16 protein-coding genes are annotated in these 19,379 nt (G+C 57.3%); 7 read left to right on the top strand and 9 right to left on the bottom strand.

The genetic code is table 11. The features are described from left to right. The first annotated feature begins 115 nt into the window (after nucleotides 1-115). From OC597_RS12025 to OC597_RS12015, 3 genes are read left to right on the top strand one after another with little or no spacing between them, the layout of a single operon-like run. The gene (locus OC597_RS12025; protein ID WP_262208858.1) at nucleotides 116-1,306 is read left to right on the top strand and encodes an NAD(P)/FAD-dependent oxidoreductase; all 1,191 of its coding nucleotides are present in this window, start codon (nucleotides 116-118) and stop codon (nucleotides 1,304-1,306) included. Between the two features lie 10 nt (nucleotides 1,307-1,316). After that, complete coding sequence (locus OC597_RS12020; protein WP_262208857.1) at nucleotides 1,317-1,697, top strand: hypothetical protein; 381 nt, start codon at nucleotides 1,317-1,319, stop codon at nucleotides 1,695-1,697. Between the two features lie 46 nt (nucleotides 1,698-1,743). Continuing rightward, nucleotides 1,744-2,934: a methionine gamma-lyase gene (locus tag OC597_RS12015; protein ID WP_262208856.1), complete on the top strand. Its 1,191-nt coding sequence runs from the start codon at nucleotides 1,744-1,746 to the stop codon at nucleotides 2,932-2,934. 36 nt (nucleotides 2,935-2,970) lie between these two features. On the opposite strand, the gene OC597_RS12010 is transcribed toward OC597_RS12015, so the two are convergent. From OC597_RS12010 to OC597_RS11975, 8 genes are all read right to left on the bottom strand, one after another. Continuing rightward, nucleotides 2,971-4,494, bottom strand: a complete 1,524-nt coding sequence (locus tag OC597_RS12010; RefSeq protein WP_262208854.1) for an HAL/PAL/TAL family ammonia-lyase — start codon at nucleotides 4,492-4,494, stop codon at nucleotides 2,971-2,973. 10 nt (nucleotides 4,495-4,504) lie between these two features. Further along, nucleotides 4,505-5,362: a quaternary amine ABC transporter ATP-binding protein gene (locus OC597_RS12005; RefSeq protein ID WP_261257373.1), complete on the bottom strand. Its 858-nt coding sequence runs from the start codon at nucleotides 5,360-5,362 to the stop codon at nucleotides 4,505-4,507. Nucleotides 5,363-5,367: 5 nt separating this feature from the next. Continuing rightward, the gene (locus tag OC597_RS12000; RefSeq protein WP_261257375.1) at nucleotides 5,368-6,213 is read right to left on the bottom strand and encodes an ABC transporter permease; all 846 of its coding nucleotides are present in this window, start codon (nucleotides 6,211-6,213) and stop codon (nucleotides 5,368-5,370) included. Between the two features lie 67 nt (nucleotides 6,214-6,280). Further along, nucleotides 6,281-7,246 (bottom strand): ABC transporter substrate-binding protein, encoded by a 966-nt coding sequence (locus OC597_RS11995; RefSeq protein WP_261257378.1) that lies wholly within the window; start codon nucleotides 7,244-7,246, stop codon nucleotides 6,281-6,283. Nucleotides 7,247-7,298: 52 nt separating this feature from the next. Further along, nucleotides 7,299-8,690 (bottom strand): L-histidine transporter HutT, encoded by a 1,392-nt coding sequence (hutT, locus tag OC597_RS11990; protein WP_262208851.1) that lies wholly within the window; start codon nucleotides 8,688-8,690, stop codon nucleotides 7,299-7,301. Between the two features lie 100 nt (nucleotides 8,691-8,790). Next, nucleotides 8,791-10,326: a histidine ammonia-lyase gene (gene hutH, locus OC597_RS11985; protein ID WP_261285611.1), complete on the bottom strand. Its 1,536-nt coding sequence runs from the start codon at nucleotides 10,324-10,326 to the stop codon at nucleotides 8,791-8,793. After that, on the bottom strand, nucleotides 10,323-12,014 hold the full coding sequence (gene hutU, locus OC597_RS11980; RefSeq protein ID WP_099063052.1) for a urocanate hydratase: 1,692 nt from the start codon (nucleotides 12,012-12,014) through the stop codon (nucleotides 10,323-10,325). Before hutU ends, hutH begins: the two co-directional genes overlap by 4 nt. A 374-nt stretch (nucleotides 12,015-12,388) precedes the next feature. Then, nucleotides 12,389-13,726, bottom strand: a complete 1,338-nt coding sequence (locus OC597_RS11975) for an MFS transporter (RefSeq protein WP_261285613.1) — start codon at nucleotides 13,724-13,726, stop codon at nucleotides 12,389-12,391. 323 nt (nucleotides 13,727-14,049) lie between these two features. On the opposite strand from OC597_RS11975, the gene queE reads away from it, so the two are divergent. After that, complete coding sequence (gene queE, locus OC597_RS11970; RefSeq protein ID WP_207979235.1) at nucleotides 14,050-14,721, top strand: 7-carboxy-7-deazaguanine synthase QueE; 672 nt, start codon at nucleotides 14,050-14,052, stop codon at nucleotides 14,719-14,721. 77 nt (nucleotides 14,722-14,798) lie between these two features. After that, nucleotides 14,799-14,990, top strand: a complete 192-nt coding sequence (locus OC597_RS11965; protein ID WP_139815969.1) for a hypothetical protein — start codon at nucleotides 14,799-14,801, stop codon at nucleotides 14,988-14,990. 41 nt (nucleotides 14,991-15,031) lie between these two features. Here OC597_RS11965 and queD read toward each other — a convergent pair whose 3' ends face one another. Then, entirely contained in the window at nucleotides 15,032-15,391 is a 360-nt protein-coding gene (gene queD, locus OC597_RS11960) for a 6-carboxytetrahydropterin synthase QueD (RefSeq protein WP_012005257.1), read from the bottom strand. Nucleotides 15,392-15,828: 437 nt separating this feature from the next. Between queD and cysJ the strand changes: the two genes are divergently transcribed. Both cysJ and cysI read left to right on the top strand, forming a co-directional pair. After that, nucleotides 15,829-17,628, top strand: a complete 1,800-nt coding sequence (gene cysJ, locus OC597_RS11955; protein ID WP_262208848.1) for an NADPH-dependent assimilatory sulfite reductase flavoprotein subunit — start codon at nucleotides 15,829-15,831, stop codon at nucleotides 17,626-17,628. Further along, nucleotides 17,628-19,343, top strand: coding sequence for an assimilatory sulfite reductase (NADPH) hemoprotein subunit (gene cysI, locus OC597_RS11950; protein ID WP_262208846.1), 1,716 nt, complete (start codon nucleotides 17,628-17,630; stop codon nucleotides 19,341-19,343). Before cysJ ends, cysI begins: the two co-directional genes overlap by 1 nt. Nucleotides 19,344-19,379 lie beyond the last annotated feature (36 nt).

Here is a 19,379-nt window from a genome sequence, read left to right as displayed (position 1 = left end):
TTATAATTTTTAGTTACTAGACTGCCAGTAAGGCAGAACTCGGATAGCAGTAAACCTGCCTCAATTCGTTCCCCTATCAATTTGCCGACCCGCAGGCCGGCTGGGCGAGGGCTTGATGCGAAACAGGATTGTGATTGTCGGTGGTGGCACTGGCGGGACTATATTGGCTAATTTACTGGCCGCGAAATTACACCGGGAGATATTGAATAATAAAGTTGAGTTATTAATGATATCGGACTCCCCGTTTCACTATTATAAACCGGCATTTATGTATGTGGCTTTTAACGCCTTCTTCAAGCAGGAGTTAACCCGTTCTCAACAAAGCCTGTTACGCCCGGAAATAAAGTTTATTGTCGATAAGGCAGAGCGGTTCGATTTATCTCAACGGGTGATCCATTGCCACAGCGGTAAACAGTACCCCTATGATTTTTTGGTGTTTGCTACTGGCTGTGTGCCCTGGCCGGAACGTATCGACGGGCTGGCGCAGGCGGGCGATCACTTCTACCAATATCAGGCTGCCCGGCAGCTGGCGCAAAAGCTGGCGACAATTGAAAAAGGCCGAATTTTTATTACCGTCTCCTTCCCCGAAACGCCTAACGTGCCGCATCAGTGCGGTATTGCACCGATAGAAACCACGCTGATGCTCGATGATTACCTGCGTCGGCGTGGGGTGCGTAAGGCGGTCGAAATTGTTTATACCTACCCCAGCGTCTCGCAGCTGCTGCGTAACTGTCTGTTTTTACAACGCCCGACCGCCGAGGCCTTGCCCGGCATCTTCGCGGCGCGTGATATCCGCCATCAGCGTGGGTTTACTCTCAGCCGGGTAGATGCACAGCAGAAAATCGCTTATTCCGCCGAGGGTGAGGAGCAGCCGTTCGATATCCTGATGGCCACGCCGCCGATCCGCGCGGTGGAGGCGGTGCGCAATACCGATCTCAGTGAGGGTAACAGCGGCGAAGGCTGGCTGCCGACCGACCACCAGACGTTACAGGTTTATGGTCAGCAGGGGGTTTATGTTATCGGCGATACGGTGGATCTGCCGGTCAGCAAGGCCGGTGGCTCTTGCCACAATCAGGCTCCGGTGATCGCTGACAATATCGTGGCTGAACTGCGACTGGGCCAGACTGTCAGCCACTACGACGGCAAAGTACAGGCGATCGCCCAAATGGGGCTGCAAGCCGGTATGCCGCTGGTCTATGACTATCGCCACGATGTGCTGCCGACACCGTCAACCAAAGTGGGCGGCATGCTGCGCAACGGCTTTAATCGCGGGCTCTATTGGGCAACGGTACGCGGGCTGATCTAACGGAGGGCCTATGAACGCATCTGAACAACAATCCCTGGCACCCTTGCTGGAGAAGTTACAGCCACTGCTGGCCGGTGGGCGGCTCGATAACGTGGTCGATCTGCTGTCGCTGCTGTCGCTGCTGTCGGATCTGGTGGATATTGCCGATAACGCGCTGGTGGAAAAATTGTCCGGCGTGTTTGAAGGCCTGGTGGCTGCAGGGTGGGAAGGGGGAATGGCGTTAAAGATGGCGCATACCGAGCTGCAGTCAGATCCCTCACCCGCCAATTTTCGCTCGCTGTATGCCTTGTTACGTCAGTCGGATACCTTGCTGGGGCTGATGCTGGTACTACGTACCCTGCAAATCATCGGCCAGCGGGTGCGCAGCGGGGCACTGCCCCCAGAGGTTTAATCGGAAACATTGGAATTGCTTTCACTCACTCAGGAAAGGAGTTGTTATGTCTGCCATCCTCAGGCACGGCTTTGCCACGCGTGCGATCCACCACGGCTATAACCCCCAGGAATATCTTGGGGCGCTCTGCCCGCCGGTGTTTATGAGTTCGACCTTTACCTTCCCGACGGCGGAATACGGCGGTGCCTGTTTTGCCGGCACTGAGCCGGGTTATTTTTATTCACGCATTGCCAACCCAACGGTCAACCTGCTGGAACAGCGAATTGCCGATCTGGAAGGCGGGGAGGCGGCGGTGGCTTTTGCCTCCGGCATGGGGGCGATTACCGCCTGCTGCTGGACGCTGCTCAGCCCGGGGGATGAGCTGATCGTCGATGAAACTATTTATGGTTGCACTTTCAGCTACTTCCATCATGGACTGGCACGTTACGGTGTGAAAGTCACCCACGTTGACCTGACCCGGCCAGAGCGGTTGGCGGCGGCGATAGGGCCGCGTACCCGGCTGGTGTATTGCGAAACGCCGGCTAACCCGAATATGCGCCTGGTCGATATTGCTGCGGTCGCTGAAATTGCTCACCGTCAGGGGGCGCTGTTGCTGGTGGACAACACCTACTGCACGCCTTATCTGCAACGGCCGCTGGAGTTGGGGGCGGATATTGTGGTGCATTCCGCCACCAAATACATCGGAGGGCACGGTGACTTACTGGCGGGACTGGCGGTGACGCGTCAGGATCTGGCGCAGGATATCCGTTTGGTCGGGCTGAAAGACATGAACGGTGCGGTACTGTCGGCACAGGATGCTGCGCTGTTGCTGCGTGGGCTGAAAACCTTGCCGCTGCGTATGGAGCGCCACTGCGATAACGCTCAGCGCCTGGCGGAAATGCTGGCGCAGCATTCGGCGGTGGAACGGGTTTATTATCCCGGTCTGGAGGATTTCCCGCAGTATGCATTGGCGCAGCGGCAAATGGCGCGGCCGGGCGGCATGCTGGCATTTGAACTGAAAGGCGGTATGGCCGCGGGGATCCGTTTCCTCAATGGGCTAGGCCTCATCTTGCGCGCGGTCAGTCTGGGGGATTGTGAATCTCTGGCCCAACACCCGGCCAGCATGACGCACTCGGCCTACAGCGCCGAGGAGCGACAGCGTCACCATATCAGCGACGGTTTGGTGCGGCTGTCTGCCGGGCTGGAAGACCTGAGCGATCTACAGGCAGATATCCGTCAGGCTCTGGCTCAGCGCTAACCTTGGTGCCCCCGCCCGGCGGGCAGGGACGGGGGGTTACAGTAATGCCGGGGCAATCTCCGCCAGCGCCTGCTCATCTTGCAACAGCGCGGCGCTGCTGGCGATGTCCGGTGCCAGCCAGCGGTCCTGATGATAGGGTGCCACCACTTGCCGCAGCCGCTGCCAGGCACGCTGGGTGCCGTCACCGAAACGGTGCTGCTGCAGGAACTCGAAGGCCTGCGCCGCCAACAGGTATTCAATCGCCAGGATCTGGTTCACGTTGGCCAGCGCTTTATGCAGCCTTAGCGCCGCCCCGGTGCCCAGGCTGAGGTGATCTTCCTGCAGGGCCGAAGTCACATAGTTATCCACCACGCAAGGCTGCGCCAGTTGGCGGTTCTCCGCACACAGCGACGCCGCCACGTATTGAGCAATCATCATGCCCGAGTTTACCCCAGGCTCGCTGACCAGAAATGCCGGCAAGCCACTGACCAGCGGGTTAATCAGCCGATCGATACGCCGCTCTGCGATACCGCCGAGTTCGGCGATGGCGATCGCCAGCAGATCGGCGGCCATGGCCACAGATTCTCCGTGTGGATTGGCCTGCGACATCACGCGATAGTTGTCCGGCGTGCCGAGCAACAGGGGATTATCCGTAGTGCCGTTCAGCTCGGTTTCAATCTGTCGTTCAGCATGAGCAATTTGATCGCGGCAGGCACCGTGCACCTGTGGGATCGAACGGATACTCAGCGCATCCTGGGTACGAATGCCCTCGCTGGTGGCTATCATCTCACTGCCGTTCAATAGCATCCGCAAATTACTGCCCACCCGTTGCATTCCCGGGTGCGGTTTCAGCGCCAAAATTTCGCTGTCAAAGGCGGCGATCTGCCCACCAAGGGCTTCAAAGCTCATCGCCGCGAGCACGTCCGCCCAGCGGGTCAACCGCCAGACATCGGCCAGCGCCAGACAGCTTAAGCCGGTCATGCACGGCGTGCCGTTGACCAGGCACAGGCCATCTTTGGCACCCAACTGCGGTGGCACAATGCCTTCCTCCGCTAAAGCCTGGGCTGCGGTGACGAGTTGACCGCGGTAGCTGACTTTGCCCAGCCCAAGCAGCGCGACGCCGACGTGCGCCATATGGGTCAGGTAGCCGACGGAACCCTGCGACGGCACCTGTGGGGTTATCCCCCGGTTAAGCAGTGCCAACAGGGTTTCGACTACCGGGCGTTGAATACCGGATTTGCCGTGGCAATAGTTGACGATGGCACAACAGATAATGGCACGGGTCTGTTCATCACTCAGTGGTGTACCCACGCCGCAGGCGTGACTCATCAACGTGTTGCGTGACAACTGCGACAGCTGTTCGCCGTGCAGCGCCTGGTTGCATAACGCCCCCAGACCGGTGTTGACGCCATAGGCGCGTTGTTCACTGACGACAATTTTCTGGACGATAGCTTGCGCATTGTCGATACGCGCCCAGGCGGCATCAGACAGGCTGAGCGGGGCCTGATACCGAGCCACCGCCACCACGTCTTGCCAGCGTAACGGCAGGGTATCGAGGGTGACCGAAGAAGGATAGTGCATGTGGCTCTCCTCAGGCGCGGGCTGCGATCATCGGGCGTGGTTTCTGTACGTTTTCATCCAGCGCCAGACGGCGTTGCACGAAGCGGTTAACATACTCATCGGCCGGGTTGTTAAGAATTTCTTGTGGCGTACCGACCTGGATCAGTTTGCCGTCTTTGAGGATCGCGATCCGGTTACCGATACGCACGGCTTCATCCAGATCGTGGGTGATAAACACCAGCGTCTTGTGCAGCTCTTTTTGCAGTGCCAGCAGTTGATCCTGCATCTCGGCGCGGATCAACGGATCGAGCGCGCTGAAGGCCTCATCCAGCAAAATGATATCGGTATCGGTGGCCAGCGCTCGCGCCAGCCCGACACGTTGACGCATGCCGCCAGAGAGCTGATGCGGGTACGATTTCTCATAGCCCTTCAGCCCGACGGTGTTGATCCAGTGCAGTGCGCGCTCCTGATAGACTTCTTTTGTCTCACCGCGAACTTTCAGACCGTAGGCCACGTTGTCCAGCACCGTTTTGTGCGGCAGCAGGCCAAAGCTCTGGAACACCATACTGATCTTATGACGGCGGAAGTGCTCGAGCTGCTTTTCGTCGTAACGCAGAATATCTTCACCATCCACCAGGATCTGGCCGCTGGTGGGATCGATCAGCCGGTTGAAGTGGCGCACCAGCGTAGATTTACCCGATCCTGACAGGCCCATGATCACAAAGATCTCACCGGCCTCGATCGACATCGACAGATCGTGCACGCCGATCACGCAGTCGGTCGCAGACTGGACCTCCTGCTTGGTTTTGCCCTGCTGGCTCATAGCCAGCGCCGCCGCAGTTTTGTGGCCGAAAATCTTGTAGACGTTCTTGATTTCGATTTTGTTCATCGGGGTTACCTCGCAACGGCGGAGCGGCCATAAGCCTGAGTGATACGGTCAATGACCACGGCCAGGATAACGATCGCCAGACCCGCCTCCAGTCCCAGACCGACGTTCAGCGTCTGAATACCTATCAGCACGTCTTCGCCCAGCCCACGTGCGCCGATCATCGAGGCCACAACCACCATCGACAGCGACATCATGGTGGTCTGGTTGATCCCGGCCATAATGCTTGGCAGCGCCAGCGGTAACTGCACGCCGAACAGTTTCTGCCAGCGGTTGGCACCAAAGGCGGTGACGGACTCCATCACTTCTTTGTCTACCTGGCGGATACCCAAATCGGTCAGGCGGATCAGCGGTGGCGTGGCGTAGATCACCGTCGCCAGGATCGCCGGCACCTTGCCCAGGCCGAACAGCATTAATACCGGGATCAGATACACGAAGCTTGGCATGGTTTGCATCACGTCCATCAACGGCATCATCACTGCCCGCACCCGATCGTTACGCGCCGCCAGCACGCCCTGCGGAATACCGATAATCACCGCCAGCAGCGTGGCGACCAGCACCAGTGCCAGGGTCTGCATTAATTTGTCCCACATACCGGCGGTACCGACCAGCAGCAGCAGGCCGACGATCACCACCGTCGGCAGCCAGCGGCGGGTAGCATGCCAGGCCAGGAGGCCAACTACTGCCAACATCAGCCACCAGGGCGTAGCACGCAGCAGGCTTTCGAGGTGGATCACCGCCCACAGCAGGGTGTCGGAAATCTTGCGGAACATATCGCCATAGTTGTTGACCAGGACATCGACCCAGCGATTGATCCAATCGGCGATGGAGAAGGTAAAGCGATCTGGAAACATAAGTATTACCCCTGTCAGGCCCGAAGCGCGCAGGCTTCGGGTTGGTGTTTACTGAATGCCAAAGCGATTACAAGGAGGCCTGAATTTTTTTCGCTGCGTCTTCGCTAACCCACTGTTTCCAGATATCCGGGTGCTGCTTGAAGAACTCCAGCGCCAGCTTCTGTGAGCTGATGCGTTCCTTGCTCATGCGCGCCAGATTCTGGTTAACCAGGTCGAGCGGCAGGTTGACTTTTGACAGCACCTGCACCAGTTCAGGTGCCTGCTGGTTAAACACGCTGGAAAGACCGACCTTGATGTGAATGTTCTTGTTCACACCCGGTTCGTCCAGTTTCACCAGATCGAGCTGGCCCATGATCGGGGTCGGTGACCAGTAGTAGAACAGGATAGGTTCGCCACGACGGTAGCTGGAGAGGATCGCGGTATCCAGCGCCGGACCGGTGCCTGGGCGGAAGTTGGTGAATTTGTCGTCCAACTTGAATTTCTTCAGGATTGCGGTGTTGTCCAACTCGCAGGTCCAGCCGGCCGGGCAGTTGTAGAAACGGCCTTTGTCCGGCTCCTCCTGATCGCGGAACACCTGGGCATATTTGACCAGATCCGGGATGCTTTTCAGATCCGGCGCCAGCGGTTTCAGGTTGCGTTTGGCATCGCCTTCAATCACGTAGCGTGGTACGTACCAGCCTTCAACCGCCCCGACAATCGGCGCGCCGACGCTGACCGCTTTACCGGCTTTTTCGGCCTTGTTCCAGACTTCGCTACGCCCAATCCACTCTTCGGCGAACACCTGAATATCATTGGTGCCGACCGCCTGCTCCATGGTGATGGAGTTACCCGGCAGCGCGTCGGTTTTGCAGTCGTAACCCTTTTGCAGCACGTATTGCATGACGTCAGTCAGCAACATGCCGCTTTCCCAGTTCAGTCCGGCGAACTTGACCGGCTTACCGGATTCGCACCAGCCCGCTGCGCGCGCGGACAGGCTGCCTGTCATCAACCCGAGCGCAATGAGCGGTATCCATAGTTTGTGTCGTGTTTGCATAGTGATACTCCACTGTAATGACGAAGAGCCCGGGAACGGCGGGCTCGTGAGGTTAATACTGGGGTGAGGACGTGACGGGTGAACCCCCGCCTTTTTTACGTACCCACAACCAGTAAGCCAGGGTAAGGAAGGCCACCCACACCAGCCCAACGTACAGGGCGATGCGGCTGTCTTCGAAGTAACCGAGCAGGCCGATAACGAACAGCATAAATAGGGTTGCCAACGCTGGTGCGACCGGCCACCACGGCACCGGGAAACTCAGTTTGCTGACCTCTTGCGGCGTCAGCGTGCGGCGCATGGCGATCTGCGACAGCAAGATCATCAGCCATACCCAGACGGTGGCGAAGGTGGCAATGGAGGCGATGATCATAAACACCTGTTTAGGCATCAGGTAGTTGAGCACCACGCCCAGCAGCAGGGCTACAGACATCACCAGCACCGTCATCCAGGGCACGCCGTTGTTGGTCAACCGGGTAAAGCTTTTTGGTGCCTGGCCATCCTGCGCCATGCCGTACATCATGCGGCCCGCACCGAAAATATCGCTGTTGATGGCAGAAATCGCGGCGGTGATCACCACCACGTTCAACACGTTGGCGGCGGAGCTGATCCCCAGATTGCTGAAGATCTCAACAAAGGGGCTGCCGTTCTGACCGATACTGTTCCACGGATAGATAGCCATCAGTACCAGCAGCGTCAGCACATAGAACAGCAGGATACGAATCGGAACCGCATTGATCGCCTTCGGCAGGACTTTTGCGGGGTCTTTTGCCTCGCTGGCGGTGATACCGATGATCTCAATGCCGCCAAAGGCGAACATCACGACCGCCAATGAAGCGACCACGCCGCTGAAGCCGTTAGGCATAAAGCCGCCGTGTTCCCACAGGTTGCTGATACCGGTGGCGTGCTGAGCCTGGCCGAAACCAAATAGCATCACCGCTGCACCGCCGATGATCATCGCCACAATGGCCGCAACCTTGATCAGCGACAGCCAAAACTCCATTTCGCCGAACACTTTCACGCTGCACAGATTGAGCGCGCCGATAAACATAATGATGCTGAGTACCCACACCCATTGGGCGACGTCCGGGAACCACAACCCCATATAGATGCCGAAAGCGGTCACGTCAGCCAGGGCGACGATCACCATTTCGAAGGTATAGGTCCAGCCGGTGAGGAAACCGGCCAGTGGACCGAGATAGTGGTTGGCGTAGTGACCGAACGAGCCGGAGACCGGCTGATGTACGGCCATTTCACCCAGCGCGCGCATCACCATGAATACCGCCGCGCCGCCCACCAGATAGGCCAGCAGCACCGCAGGGCCGGCCAGTTGGATCGCCCCGGCGGAGCCATAGAACAGGCCGGTGCCGATAGCGGAGCCGAGCGCCATAAAGCGAATATGTCGCGCGTTTAATCCGCGTCTGAGTTGTGTTGTTTCGTTATGCATGTTGCTTCCCGTCGAGTTTTTACGGCAGAACAGGCACGCGCTATCCGCACCGGGCGGAACACGCCCGGTGGGACAGAACAAACTGCGTGGTAGGGTTTATTTATGCCTGGCTAGGCAGCAGCGCTGCAGGCATCAACGAGGTCAGATGACCGGCCGCCAACAGCAGGCTGGCGGCTTCAATGTCGGGGGCGAAGAAACGATCCTTGTCGTAGTAGCTGACTTGCTCGCGCAGTACGCGGCGGGCCTGCTCCAGACTTTCGGTGGTTTTCAGCCCTTTACGCAGATCCAGCCCCTGGCAGGCAGCCAGCCACTCAACGGCCAGAATGCCGCGTACGTTATCTGCCATTTCCCACAGGCGACGACCGGCGGCTGGTGCCATGGAAACATGGTCTTCCTGGTTGGCGGAAGTTGGGATGCTGTCGACGCTGGCCGGGTGCGCCAGTGCTTTGTTTTCGCTGGTCAGCGCCGCGGCGGTAACCTGAGCAATCATAAAGCCGGAGTTCACCCCGCCGTTGTCCACCAGGAACGGCGGCAACTGCGACATGTGCTTATCCATCATCAGCGAGATGCGACGTTCGGACAGCGAGCCAATTTCGGCAAATGCCAGCGCCAGGTTGTCGGCAGCCATCGCGACCGGCTCGGCGTGGAAGTTACCGCCGGACAGCACGTCACCCTGCTCTGCGAACACCAGTGGGTTGTCGGAGACGGCGTTGGCTTCGATTTCCAGCACTTCGGCGGCCTGGCGGATTTGGGTCAGGCAGGCACCCATCACCTGCGGTTGGCAGCGCAGGGAATACGGATCCTGCACCTTGTCGCAGTTGCGGTGTGAATCAGAGACTTCGCTGCGCTCACCCAGCAGGTGGCGGTAAGCGGCGGCGGCGTCAATCTGGCCGCGCTGGCCGCGCACGGCATGAATACGCTCATCAAACGGGCTGCGTGAGCCCAGCGCGGCTTCCACCGTCAGGCTACCGGTGACCGTTGCTGCGGCGTACAGATCTTCCACATCAAACAGGCCACGCAGGGCGAAGGCGGCAGAAACCTGGGTGCCGTTCAGCAGCGCCAGGCCTTCTTTGGCCGCCAGCGTCAGCGGTTTCAGGCCCGCTTTGGCCAGTGCTTCGGTGGCAGGCAGCCATTCACCCTGATAACGGGCCTTGCCTTCACCCAGCAGCACCAGGCTCATGTGCGCCAGCGGTGCCAGGTCGCCGGAGGCGCCGACGGAGCCTTTCAGTGGGATATGCGGGTAGACTTCGGCGTTGACCAGCGCCATCAGCGCCTGGATCACTTCCAGACGGATGCCGGAGAAACCGCGCGACAGGCTATTGATCTTCAACACCATAATCAGACGTACCAGACTGTCGTCGGTGGGTGCACCGACACCGGCAGCGTGGGACAGCACGATCGAACGCTGCAGATTTTCCAGATCTTCACGGGCGATGCGGGTGGATGCCAACAGGCCGAAACCGGTGTTGATACCGTAAGTGGTGCGATCTTCCTCAACGATACGCTCAACCAGGGCGACGCTCTGCTGGATGTCGGCGTAGGCGTTATCGTCCAGTGTCAGGGTGACCGGGTGTAGGTAAACTTCACGCAGTTGCGCCAGCGTCAGGTGGCCAGGGCGAATAGTCAGCGCTTTCATGCTTTGTCTCCTTGAGTCGCAGCCACCATCGGCAGGTTCAACCCTTGCTCGCGGGCGCATTCAATGGCGATGTCGTAACCGGCATCGGCATGACGCATCACGCCGGTGGCCGGGTCATTATGCAATACGCGGGCGATGCGTTCTGCGGCTTCATCGGTGCCGTCACAAACGATAACCATCCCGGAATGCTGGGAGAAGCCCATGCCGACGCCACCACCGTGGTGCAGAGAAACCCAAGTCGCGCCACTGGCGGTATTGAGCAGGGCGTTCAGCAGTGGCCAGTCGGAGACAGCGTCAGAACCGTCTTTCATCGATTCGGTTTCACGGTTCGGGCTGGCAACGGAGCCGGAGTCCAGATGGTCACGGCCGATGACGATAGGTGCGGACAGTTCGCCGCTGCGGACCATTTCGTTGAACGCCAGACCCAGCTTGGCGCGCTGGCCCAGACCCACCCAGCAGATACGTGCCGGCAGGCCCTGGAAGCTGATGCGCTCGCGCGCCATATCCAGCCAGCGGTGCAGATGCTCGTCATCCGGGATCAGCTCTTTAACCATGGCGTCGGTTTTGTAGATGTCTTGCGGATCGCCGGACAGCGCGGCCCAGCGGAACGGGCCAACACCGCGGCAGAACAGCGGGCGGATGTAAGCCGGTACGAAGCCCGGGAAATCAAAGGCGTTGCTGACGCCCATTTCTTTCGCCATCTGACGAATGTTGTTGCCGTAGTCGAAGGTCGGTACGCCCATTTTCTGGAACGCCAGCATGGCTTCGACGTGTTCAGCCATCGACTGCTTGGCGGCGATCACCACCTGAGCCGGTTCGCTCAGCGCACGCTGACGGTATTCTTCCCAGCTCCAGCCTTTAGGCAGGTAGCCGTTCAGCGGATCGTGGGCGCTGGTCTGGTCGGTGACCATATCCGGGCGCACGCCGCGGCGTACCAGTTCCGGCAGAACATCCGCCGCGTTACCGCACAGGGCAATGGAGATGGCTTTGCCTTCGGCGGTGTATTTCTTGATGCGGGCCAGTGCGTCGTCCAGATCCACTGCTTGTTCATCGACATAGCGGGTTTTCAGACGAAAATCGATGCGGCTCTGCTGGCATTCGATGTTCAGCGAGCAAGCGCCTGCCAATGTCGCGGCCAGCGGCTGTGCGCCACCCATGCCACCCAGACCGGCGGTCAGTACCCAGCGGCCCTGCAGGCTGCCGTCATAATGCTGGCGACCCGCTTCCACGAAGGTCTCGTAGGTGCCCTGGACGATGCCCTGGCTGCCGATGTAGATCCAGCTGCCGGCGGTCATCTGGCCGTACATGGCCAGGCCTTTGGCGTCCAGTTCGTTAAAGTGTTCCCAGGTTGCCCAGTGAGGCACCAGGTTGGAGTTGGCGATCAGTACGCGTGGCGCGTTGCTGTGGGTTTTGAATACCCCAACTGGCTTGCCGGACTGCACCAGCAGCGTTTCGTCGTCTTCCAGGGTTTTCAGGGTGGCGACAATTTTGTCGTAGCAATCCCAGTCACGCGCAGCGCGGCCGATACCACCGTACACCACCAGCTCGTGCGGGTTCTCCGCCACTTCAGGATCGAGGTTGTTCATCAGCATGCGCAACGGCGCTTCGGTCAGCCAGCTTTTTGCATTTAATTTTGTGCCGCGTGGCGCGCGTACTTCGACATTGCGAACTTTGTTATTTGCAGTCACAGCATTTTCCTCAAACAGTATTGGAGCAGATCCCATAACGCGGTGGGGTGAATCACCACGCCATAACAATGCGTAGGGTTTATTAACATATACTTGTATGTACAAGCATATGCAACACCGACCAGTGGATGCCAAAAATGGCATAAGAGAAAGTTATTTTTGTTATTAATCAATCTTATAGTGTTTTATTTGGCGTTATACCCATAAGCCAGACAGGGGAGAACAGTGAGCTATTCAACAAAAATGAATTAAAAATGGGTCAATTTTGAGCGTCCAATCACAATAATTTTACATACCCATTACAAGTTAGGCGCTGTGATAAAAAAGTCCTATCGCTGGAAGCAAAACGCCCGCCAGAGGGCGGGCATTTTTCGTTATGCCGCAGGCTGTAACACCGCTCGGCGGGTCATTTTGAATACCGTGGCGATAGCGGCGATCAACGCCGGTACGCACAGGAACATCAAAATACTCTGCACTTCCCACTGCATGGCCAGCAACTGCGCCCCCATCATGGTACCCGCCACGCCGCCAAAGCGGCCGATGCCCTGCATCCAGGCAATGCCGGTTGCACGACTGTGGGTCGGGTAAAAGGTCGCTGCCAGCGTTTGCAGGCCGGACTGCGCCCCGTTCATGGTGATCCCCATCAGGAAGATAAAGGTGCCCAGCAGCACGATATGGCTGTCTTCGGTCGCCATCGCCACAATCAGCAGCGCGGTAATGACAAAGCCGCTCGACACCACCTTATGGGCGTTCCAGCGGTCCATCAGCCAGCCGGCCACCAGAATGCCGAGGGTCCCGCCAAAGGTGAACAACGAGGTCAGGATCGCCGATTGCTCCAACTGATAACCCAGACCCTGCATCAGGATCGGCATCCAGCTCAGCAAGACGTAATAAATCACCAGACCCATAAAGTAGGTCAGCCACAGCATCAGCGTGCCGGTCAGATAAGGCCGGGTGAACAACAAGCCGACGCTGGTTTTTGACTTCGCCAGTGGCTCTTCATATAGATAAAACCGCGAGACGTTATCGAGCTCCTGGCTGACAAAGCGCTGGGCGATGCGTTTGATTTTTATCGTCTCTTTGCCGCGGTTAACCATGTACTTCACCGACTCCGGCAGGAACAGGATCAACAAGACCGTCAGCACCAGCGGAGCGATCGCCCCCAGCAACAGCACACTGTGCCAGCCATAGGCCGGGATCAACCACGACGAAATGGCACCGCCGCCGGCCGCACCCAATGGGAAACCGCAGTACATGGTGTTAATTGCCATTGAGCGGCAGCGTTGCGGTGCATATTCGGAAATCAGCGTGATGGCGTTCGGCATTGCCGCTCCCAGCCCCAGGCCGGTGAGAAAACGCCATAGCGTCAGACTGTTGAGCGATCCGGCATAGGCGGTGGCCAGGCTCGACAGGCCGAAGAACAGGCACGAAAATACCAGTACTCGTTTGCGGCCGATGCGGTCGGAGATCGGCCCGGCAACCAGCGCACCGAGGGACAGCCCCAACAGGGCGGCGCTCAGTACCGGGCCGAGATCCTGTTTCACGATGCCCCAGTCTTTGGCGACCGAAGGGGCGATATACCCCATTGCCGCAGTGTCAAAGCCATCAATGGCCAGGATCAGGAATCCCAAAATGATCAAGGTCCAGTGAAACAGCGAGAATTTGCTGTCGTCGATGGCCTGCTGAATATTCAACTCGGTGGAATGAGCCATGGCACCCTCTAAACGCAGATATGATTGTGGTGAATGAACCGCCGGAACTGACGTCCGGCTTGTATTTGCCTGTATATACATCTGCGCGTGGGCGGTTTATGTCAAATATATTTATCTTATACGTTAATTAAATGTTGTTTTTGCGAAGCAGATTACACCGTCAATGCAAGGGGATGACACAGTAAGCGAATTAAATGAAGCCGATAGCCGGTGAGATAAGCTGCTGGTAGCGCGGAGGATAAAATTTAATACAATTTCGCCTGTTTGGTCACCGGGCCGGAATCTGCGATAATCCCTTTTTACCTTTCCAGATTGAGAAACCGATGCAGTACCCGATTAATGAAATGTTCCAAACCTTGCAGGGCGAAGGCTTTTTTACCGGCGTTCCGGCCATTTTTATCCGCCTGCAGGGCTGCCCGGTAGGATGCAGCTGGTGCGATACCAAACATACCTGGGAAAAGGAAGCCAATCGGGAAGTTGATATGCAACGGATTCTGGTTAAAACCGAAGAGAGCGATGCCTGGGGCAGCGCCAGTGCCGAGCAGTTGTTGGCCGTCATGCGCCAGCAAGGTTATACCGCGCGCCACGTGGTGATCACCGGCGGTGAGCCCTGCATTTACGATCTGACCCCGCTGACCGAGTTACTGGAAGATCACGGCTACGGCTGCCAGATTGAAACCAGTGGTACTCACGAAATTCAATGCTCGGCGAAAACCTGGGTGACGGTTTCACCCAAGGTGAATATGCGCGGCGGCATGAAGGTGTTGAGTCAGGCTTTGCAACGTGCTGATGAGGTGAAGCATCCGGTCGGACGCGAGCGTGATATTGAAGCGCTGGATGCGCTGCTGGCGACGCTGCATGATGAGAAACCGCGGATTATCGCGTTGCAGCCGATCAGTCAAAAGGAAGAGGCGACCCGTCTGTGTATTGAAACCTGCATTGCGCGCAACTGGCGCCTGTCGATGCAGACCCATAAGTATCTGAATATTGCCTAAAAATTTAACCAAGGATGGTTAAGATGCACTGCCTAATATGAAATGTTATGGCAATCTGGGTGAGGGAGGGAGAGGATATGTCGTCACTACAGAAAGTTACTGATGCTGCCACTCTGGAGCGCTTGTCTTTAGATCTAGGTTCTAAACTTCATGCCGTGGCCAGCGATATCATGAAGAAAAAGCTACAAACCGGTGAATATGAAATGATCAATGGCCGCATCGTTGCGGTTGATCGCAAGCACAGCAAAAAAACTGCTGTTGAGGTTTGAAGCAAGATATTTTGTAGAAGGGCGCCATCGGCGCCCTTTCTTTAACCTTTATACACGCATCCCGCGGTACAGGTTTCTTTCACCATCACCGCAGTCAGTTCCGGCAACTGGGGTTTGAGCTGCTGCCAAATCCAGGCGGCAAGAACTTCGCTGGTGGGATTTTCCAATCCTGGAATATCGTTTAGATAATTGTGATCCAGACGCTCCCAGATAGGGGAGAACACGGCTTTAAGCTCGGCGAAATCCATCACCCAACCGGTGTGTGCATCCACTTCACCGGTCACTTCCAGACGCACCATAAACGAATGCCCGTGTAGACGACCACATTTATGGCCCTCCGCGACGTTCGGCAAGCGGTGTGCGGCTTCAAACTGAAAATCTTTAAACAGCGTGGTTGCCATTATTACGGCCTCATTGACTCAAAAACCGCCGAAGTTTACCGGAAATAGAGCCTGCTTGCCATTTATACCGCTTTGGTCTACCGCCAGCCGCCGCAAAGCGGTCTTAACACTTTTTTTGCTTGGTCATTGATAGACCTATCGGTTGGGGTAATGAGTGGTAAATGCGAGTCATTCAATAAACGTCAAAAAAACAGGTTTATTTTCATAGGGATAAAAAACACGATTTAACGATTTAACTGCTAACCCTTACCAGAAAAACCGCTTAGTCATTTTAGTTATTATTTATGGCTATCCCTTATTTAATCGTTGCTAATCTGCTCGGTAACCTTACAAACTATCCTGATCTTTTCAGCACCGCGAACTGAAGGAAAAGACAGCGACTGACATTGGCGAGCACCTGGCTGGATAGGTGCCAAGTATAGGAAATAAGTACTGCAATGACGACTCAGGCACCTCCAACATCTTTGCTCCCACTGACGCCCGAACAGCTGGCACGCCTGCAGGCGGCGATTGGTGAATATTCACCAACGCAGCTGGCGTGGCTGTCAGGTTATTTCTGGGGAATGGTTAATCAACAGCCTGGCGCCGTAGCCATTGCGCCAGTGGCCTCTGCCGCCGCCAGCATTACGCTGATCTCCGCGTCGCAAACCGGTAATGCACGCCGTCTGGCAGAACAGCTGCGTGACGATCTGTTGGCCGCCCAATTGAGCGTCACCCTGGTGAACGCCGGCGACTACAAGTTCAAGCAAATTGCCCAGGAACGTTTGCTGGTGATCGTCGCCTCCACGCAGGGGGAAGGTGACCCGGCGGAAGAAGCGGTTGCGCTGCATAAATTCCTGTTCTCGAAGAAAGCACCCAAACTCAATGAGACCGCGTTTGCGGTATTCGGGTTGGGGGATACATCCTACGAAAACTTCTGTCAGTCGGGGAAAGACTTCGACGGCAAACTGGCCGAACTGGGTGCCGAGCGCCTGGTCGAGCGGGTTGACGCCGACGTGGAATACCAGGAACTGGCCAAGGCCTGGCGTAAACAGGTTGTGGAAGTGCTGAAAGCACGGGCACCGGCTGAAAACGCTGCACCAGGCCAGCTTGCCAGCGGCGCGGTTGACCTGCTCGACAGCAGCCCATACAGCAAAGAACAGCCGCTGACCGCGCAACTGGCGGTGAAGCAAAAAATTACCGGCCGTGCGTCAGACAAAGACGTGCGCCACATCGAGATCGACCTGGGCGATTCTGGCTTGCGTTACCGACCGGGTGACGCGCTGGGCGTATGGTTCGATAACGATCCTGCGCTGGTGGATGAGCTGGTGCAACTGCTGTGGCTGAAAGGCGACGAGTCGGTGGAAGTGGAAGGCAAAACCTTGCCGCTGGCGCAAGCGTTGCGCAGCCATTTTGAGCTGACGCAGAACACCACGCTGATTGTCGACCAATACGCGGCCCTGTCGCGTGATGAGAAGTTGATCGGCCTGCTGGCGGATAAAGCGGCGCTGCAGCATTACGCGCACAACACGCCGATTGTCGACATGGTGCGTCAGGCCCCGGCCGATCTCAACGCCGAACAGTTGATTGCTTTGCTGCGTCCGCTGACGCCGCGTCTGTATTCCATCGCTTCCTCGCAGGCTGAGAACGAAAACGAAGTGCACGTTACCGTCGGTGTGGTGCGCTACGACATCGACGGCCGCGATCGTGCCGGTGGCGCCTCCAGTTTCCTGGCCGATCGCCTGGAAGAGGACGGCGACCTGCGGGTCTTCATCGAACATAACGACAACTTCCGTTTGCCGGCCAACCCGGAAACGCCGGTGATCATGATTGGTCCGGGTACCGGCATTGCGCCGTTCCGTGCCTTTATGCAGCAGCGTGATGCTGACGGTGCCGGTGGCAAGAACTGGCTGTTCTTCGGCAACCCACACTTTACCGAAGATTTCCTGTATCAGGTCGAATGGCAGCGTTATGTGAAGGATGGTCTGTTGACCCGCATCGATCTGGCCTGGTCACGCGACCAGCAACATAAAGTCTACGTGCAAGACAAACTGCGCGAACAGGGCGCGGAAGTGTGGCGTTGGATCCAGGAAGGCGCGCATATTTATGTCTGTGGCGATGCAAACCGCATGGCCAAGGACGTGGAAAACACATTACTGGAACTGGTGGCCGAGCACGGTGGTATGGATGCCGAGCTGGCGGATGAATTTTTAAGTGAGCTGCGCCTTGAGCGCCGTTATCAGCGAGATGTTTACTGATGAGTGATAAACACCCGGGGCCTCTGGTGGTTGAAGGCAAATTGGCCGATGCCGAGCGTTTGAAGAAAGAAAGTAACTTCCTGCGCGGCACCATCGCTGAAGATTTGAAGGACGGCCTGACCGGCGGTTTTACCGGTGACAACTTCCTGCTGATCCGTTTTCACGGCATGTACCAGCAGGACGACCGTGATATCCGTGCCGAACGCGCCGAGCAGAAGCTGGAGCCGCGTCACGCGATGATGCTGCGTTGCCGTCTGCCGGGGGGGATTATCTCTCCTCAGCAGTGGTTGGGCATTGATAAGTTTGCGCAGGAAAGCACGCTTTACGGCAGCATTCGTATCACCAACCGTCAGACCTTCCAGTTCCATGGCATTTTGAAGGGCAACGTGAAGCCGGTTCACCAACTGCTGGGCCGACTGGGGCTGGACGCGCTGGCTACCGCCAACGACGTCAACCGCAACGTGCTTTGTACCTCCAACCCGGTAGAGTCCGAGCTGCATCAGGAAGCCTACGAGTGGGCGAAGAAGATTTCTGAACATCTGTTGCCGCGTACCCGCGCTTATGCAGAAGTGTGGCTGGATCAGGAAAAAGTGGCGACCACCGACGAAGAGCCAATCCTCGGTGCTACCTATCTGCCGCGCAAGTTTAAAACCACGGTGGTGATCCCGCCGCAGAATGACGTTGATCTGCACGCTAACGACATGAACTTCGTTGCGATTGCCAAAAACGGCAAGCTGGTGGGCTTCAACCTGCTGGTGGGCGGTGGTTTGTCGATTGAGCACGGCAACAAGAAAACTTATGCCCGCCAGGCCAGTGAATTCGGCTATATCCCGCTGGAACACACGTTGGCCGTCGCGGAAGCGGTAGTGACCATTCAACGTGACTGGGGCAATCGTACCGATCGCAAGAACGCCAAAACCAAATATACGCTGGAGCGCGTTGGGGTGGACACCTTCCGTGCTGAAGTGGAAAAACGGGCAGGCATCACTTTCGAGCCAATCCGCCCGTATGAATTCACCGGTCGTGGCGATCGTATCGGTTGGGTGAAAGGCATTGATGATCAATGGCACCTGACGCTGTTTATCGAGAATGGCCGGTTGTTGGATTACCCAGGGCGTCCGCTGAAAACCGGCGTTGCCGAGATCGCGCGGATCCACAAAGGGGATTTCCGCCTGACCGCCAACCAGAACCTGATCGTCGCCGGCGTGTCGGAAAGCGAGAAGGCGAAGATCGAAGCTCTGGCACGGGATCATGGTTTGATCGACGACGGTGTCAGCGTACAGCGTCAAAACTCGATGGCCTGCGTATCTTTCCCAACCTGCCCATTGGCAATGGCGGAGGCCGAGCGTTTTCTGCCGGAGTTTGTCACCAAGGTGGAAGGGATCCTGCACCGGCACGGGGTAGGCGACGAGCACATTGTGCTGCGTATCACCGGTTGCCCGAACGGCTGTGGTCGCGCGCTGCTGGCGGAGATTGGCCTAGTAGGTAAAGCGGTTGGCCGCTATAACCTGCATCTTGGCGGTAACCGGGAAGGCACGCGTATTCCGCGCATGTATCGCGAAAATATTAACGAAGAAGAAATTCTGCGAGAGATTGACCAACTGGTGGGCCGTTGGGCCACAGAGCGCACGGCAGGCGAAGGCTTTGGTGATTTCACCATCCGCGCCGGTGTGGTCAGGCCGGTGGTTGATCCGGCACAGGATTTCTGGGACTGACGCCTTTTGGCCCCGCTGCCATAGGGGGCTGGATCT

Source organism: Serratia proteamaculans, from assembly GCF_946227095.1.
GTDB lineage: Bacteria > Pseudomonadota > Gammaproteobacteria > Enterobacterales > Enterobacteriaceae > Serratia > Serratia proteamaculans_E.
The sequence above is the reverse complement of the archived record's forward strand: the minus strand, read 5'-3'. Positions and strand labels throughout refer to the sequence as shown.

Coding starts and splice junctions, on each gene's coding strand:
- OC597_RS12025 (WP_262208858.1), top strand. CDS start 116: ATGCGAAACAGGATTGTGATTGTCGGTGGTGGCACTGGCGGGACTATA.
- OC597_RS12020 (WP_262208857.1), top strand. CDS start 1,317: ATGAACGCATCTGAACAACAATCCCTGGCACCCTTGCTGGAGAAGTTA.
- OC597_RS12015 (WP_262208856.1), top strand. CDS start 1,744: ATGTCTGCCATCCTCAGGCACGGCTTTGCCACGCGTGCGATCCACCAC.
- OC597_RS12010 (WP_262208854.1), bottom strand. CDS start 4,494: ATGCACTATCCTTCTTCGGTCACCCTCGATACCCTGCCGTTACGCTGG.
- OC597_RS12005 (WP_261257373.1), bottom strand. CDS start 5,362: ATGAACAAAATCGAAATCAAGAACGTCTACAAGATTTTCGGCCACAAA.
- OC597_RS12000 (WP_261257375.1), bottom strand. CDS start 6,213: ATGTTTCCAGATCGCTTTACCTTCTCCATCGCCGATTGGATCAATCGC.
- OC597_RS11995 (WP_261257378.1), bottom strand. CDS start 7,246: ATGCAAACACGACACAAACTATGGATACCGCTCATTGCGCTCGGGTTG.
- hutT (WP_262208851.1), bottom strand. CDS start 8,690: ATGCATAACGAAACAACACAACTCAGACGCGGATTAAACGCGCGACAT.
- hutH (WP_261285611.1), bottom strand. CDS start 10,326: ATGAAAGCGCTGACTATTCGCCCTGGCCACCTGACGCTGGCGCAACTG.
- OC597_RS11975 (WP_261285613.1), bottom strand. CDS start 13,726: ATGGCTCATTCCACCGAGTTGAATATTCAGCAGGCCATCGACGACAGC.
- queE (WP_207979235.1), top strand. CDS start 14,050: ATGCAGTACCCGATTAATGAAATGTTCCAAACCTTGCAGGGCGAAGGC.
- OC597_RS11965 (WP_139815969.1), top strand. CDS start 14,799: ATGTCGTCACTACAGAAAGTTACTGATGCTGCCACTCTGGAGCGCTTG.
- queD (WP_012005257.1), bottom strand. CDS start 15,391: ATGGCAACCACGCTGTTTAAAGATTTTCAGTTTGAAGCCGCACACCGC.
- cysJ (WP_262208848.1), top strand. CDS start 15,829: ATGACGACTCAGGCACCTCCAACATCTTTGCTCCCACTGACGCCCGAA.
- cysI (WP_262208846.1), top strand. CDS start 17,628: ATGAGTGATAAACACCCGGGGCCTCTGGTGGTTGAAGGCAAATTGGCC.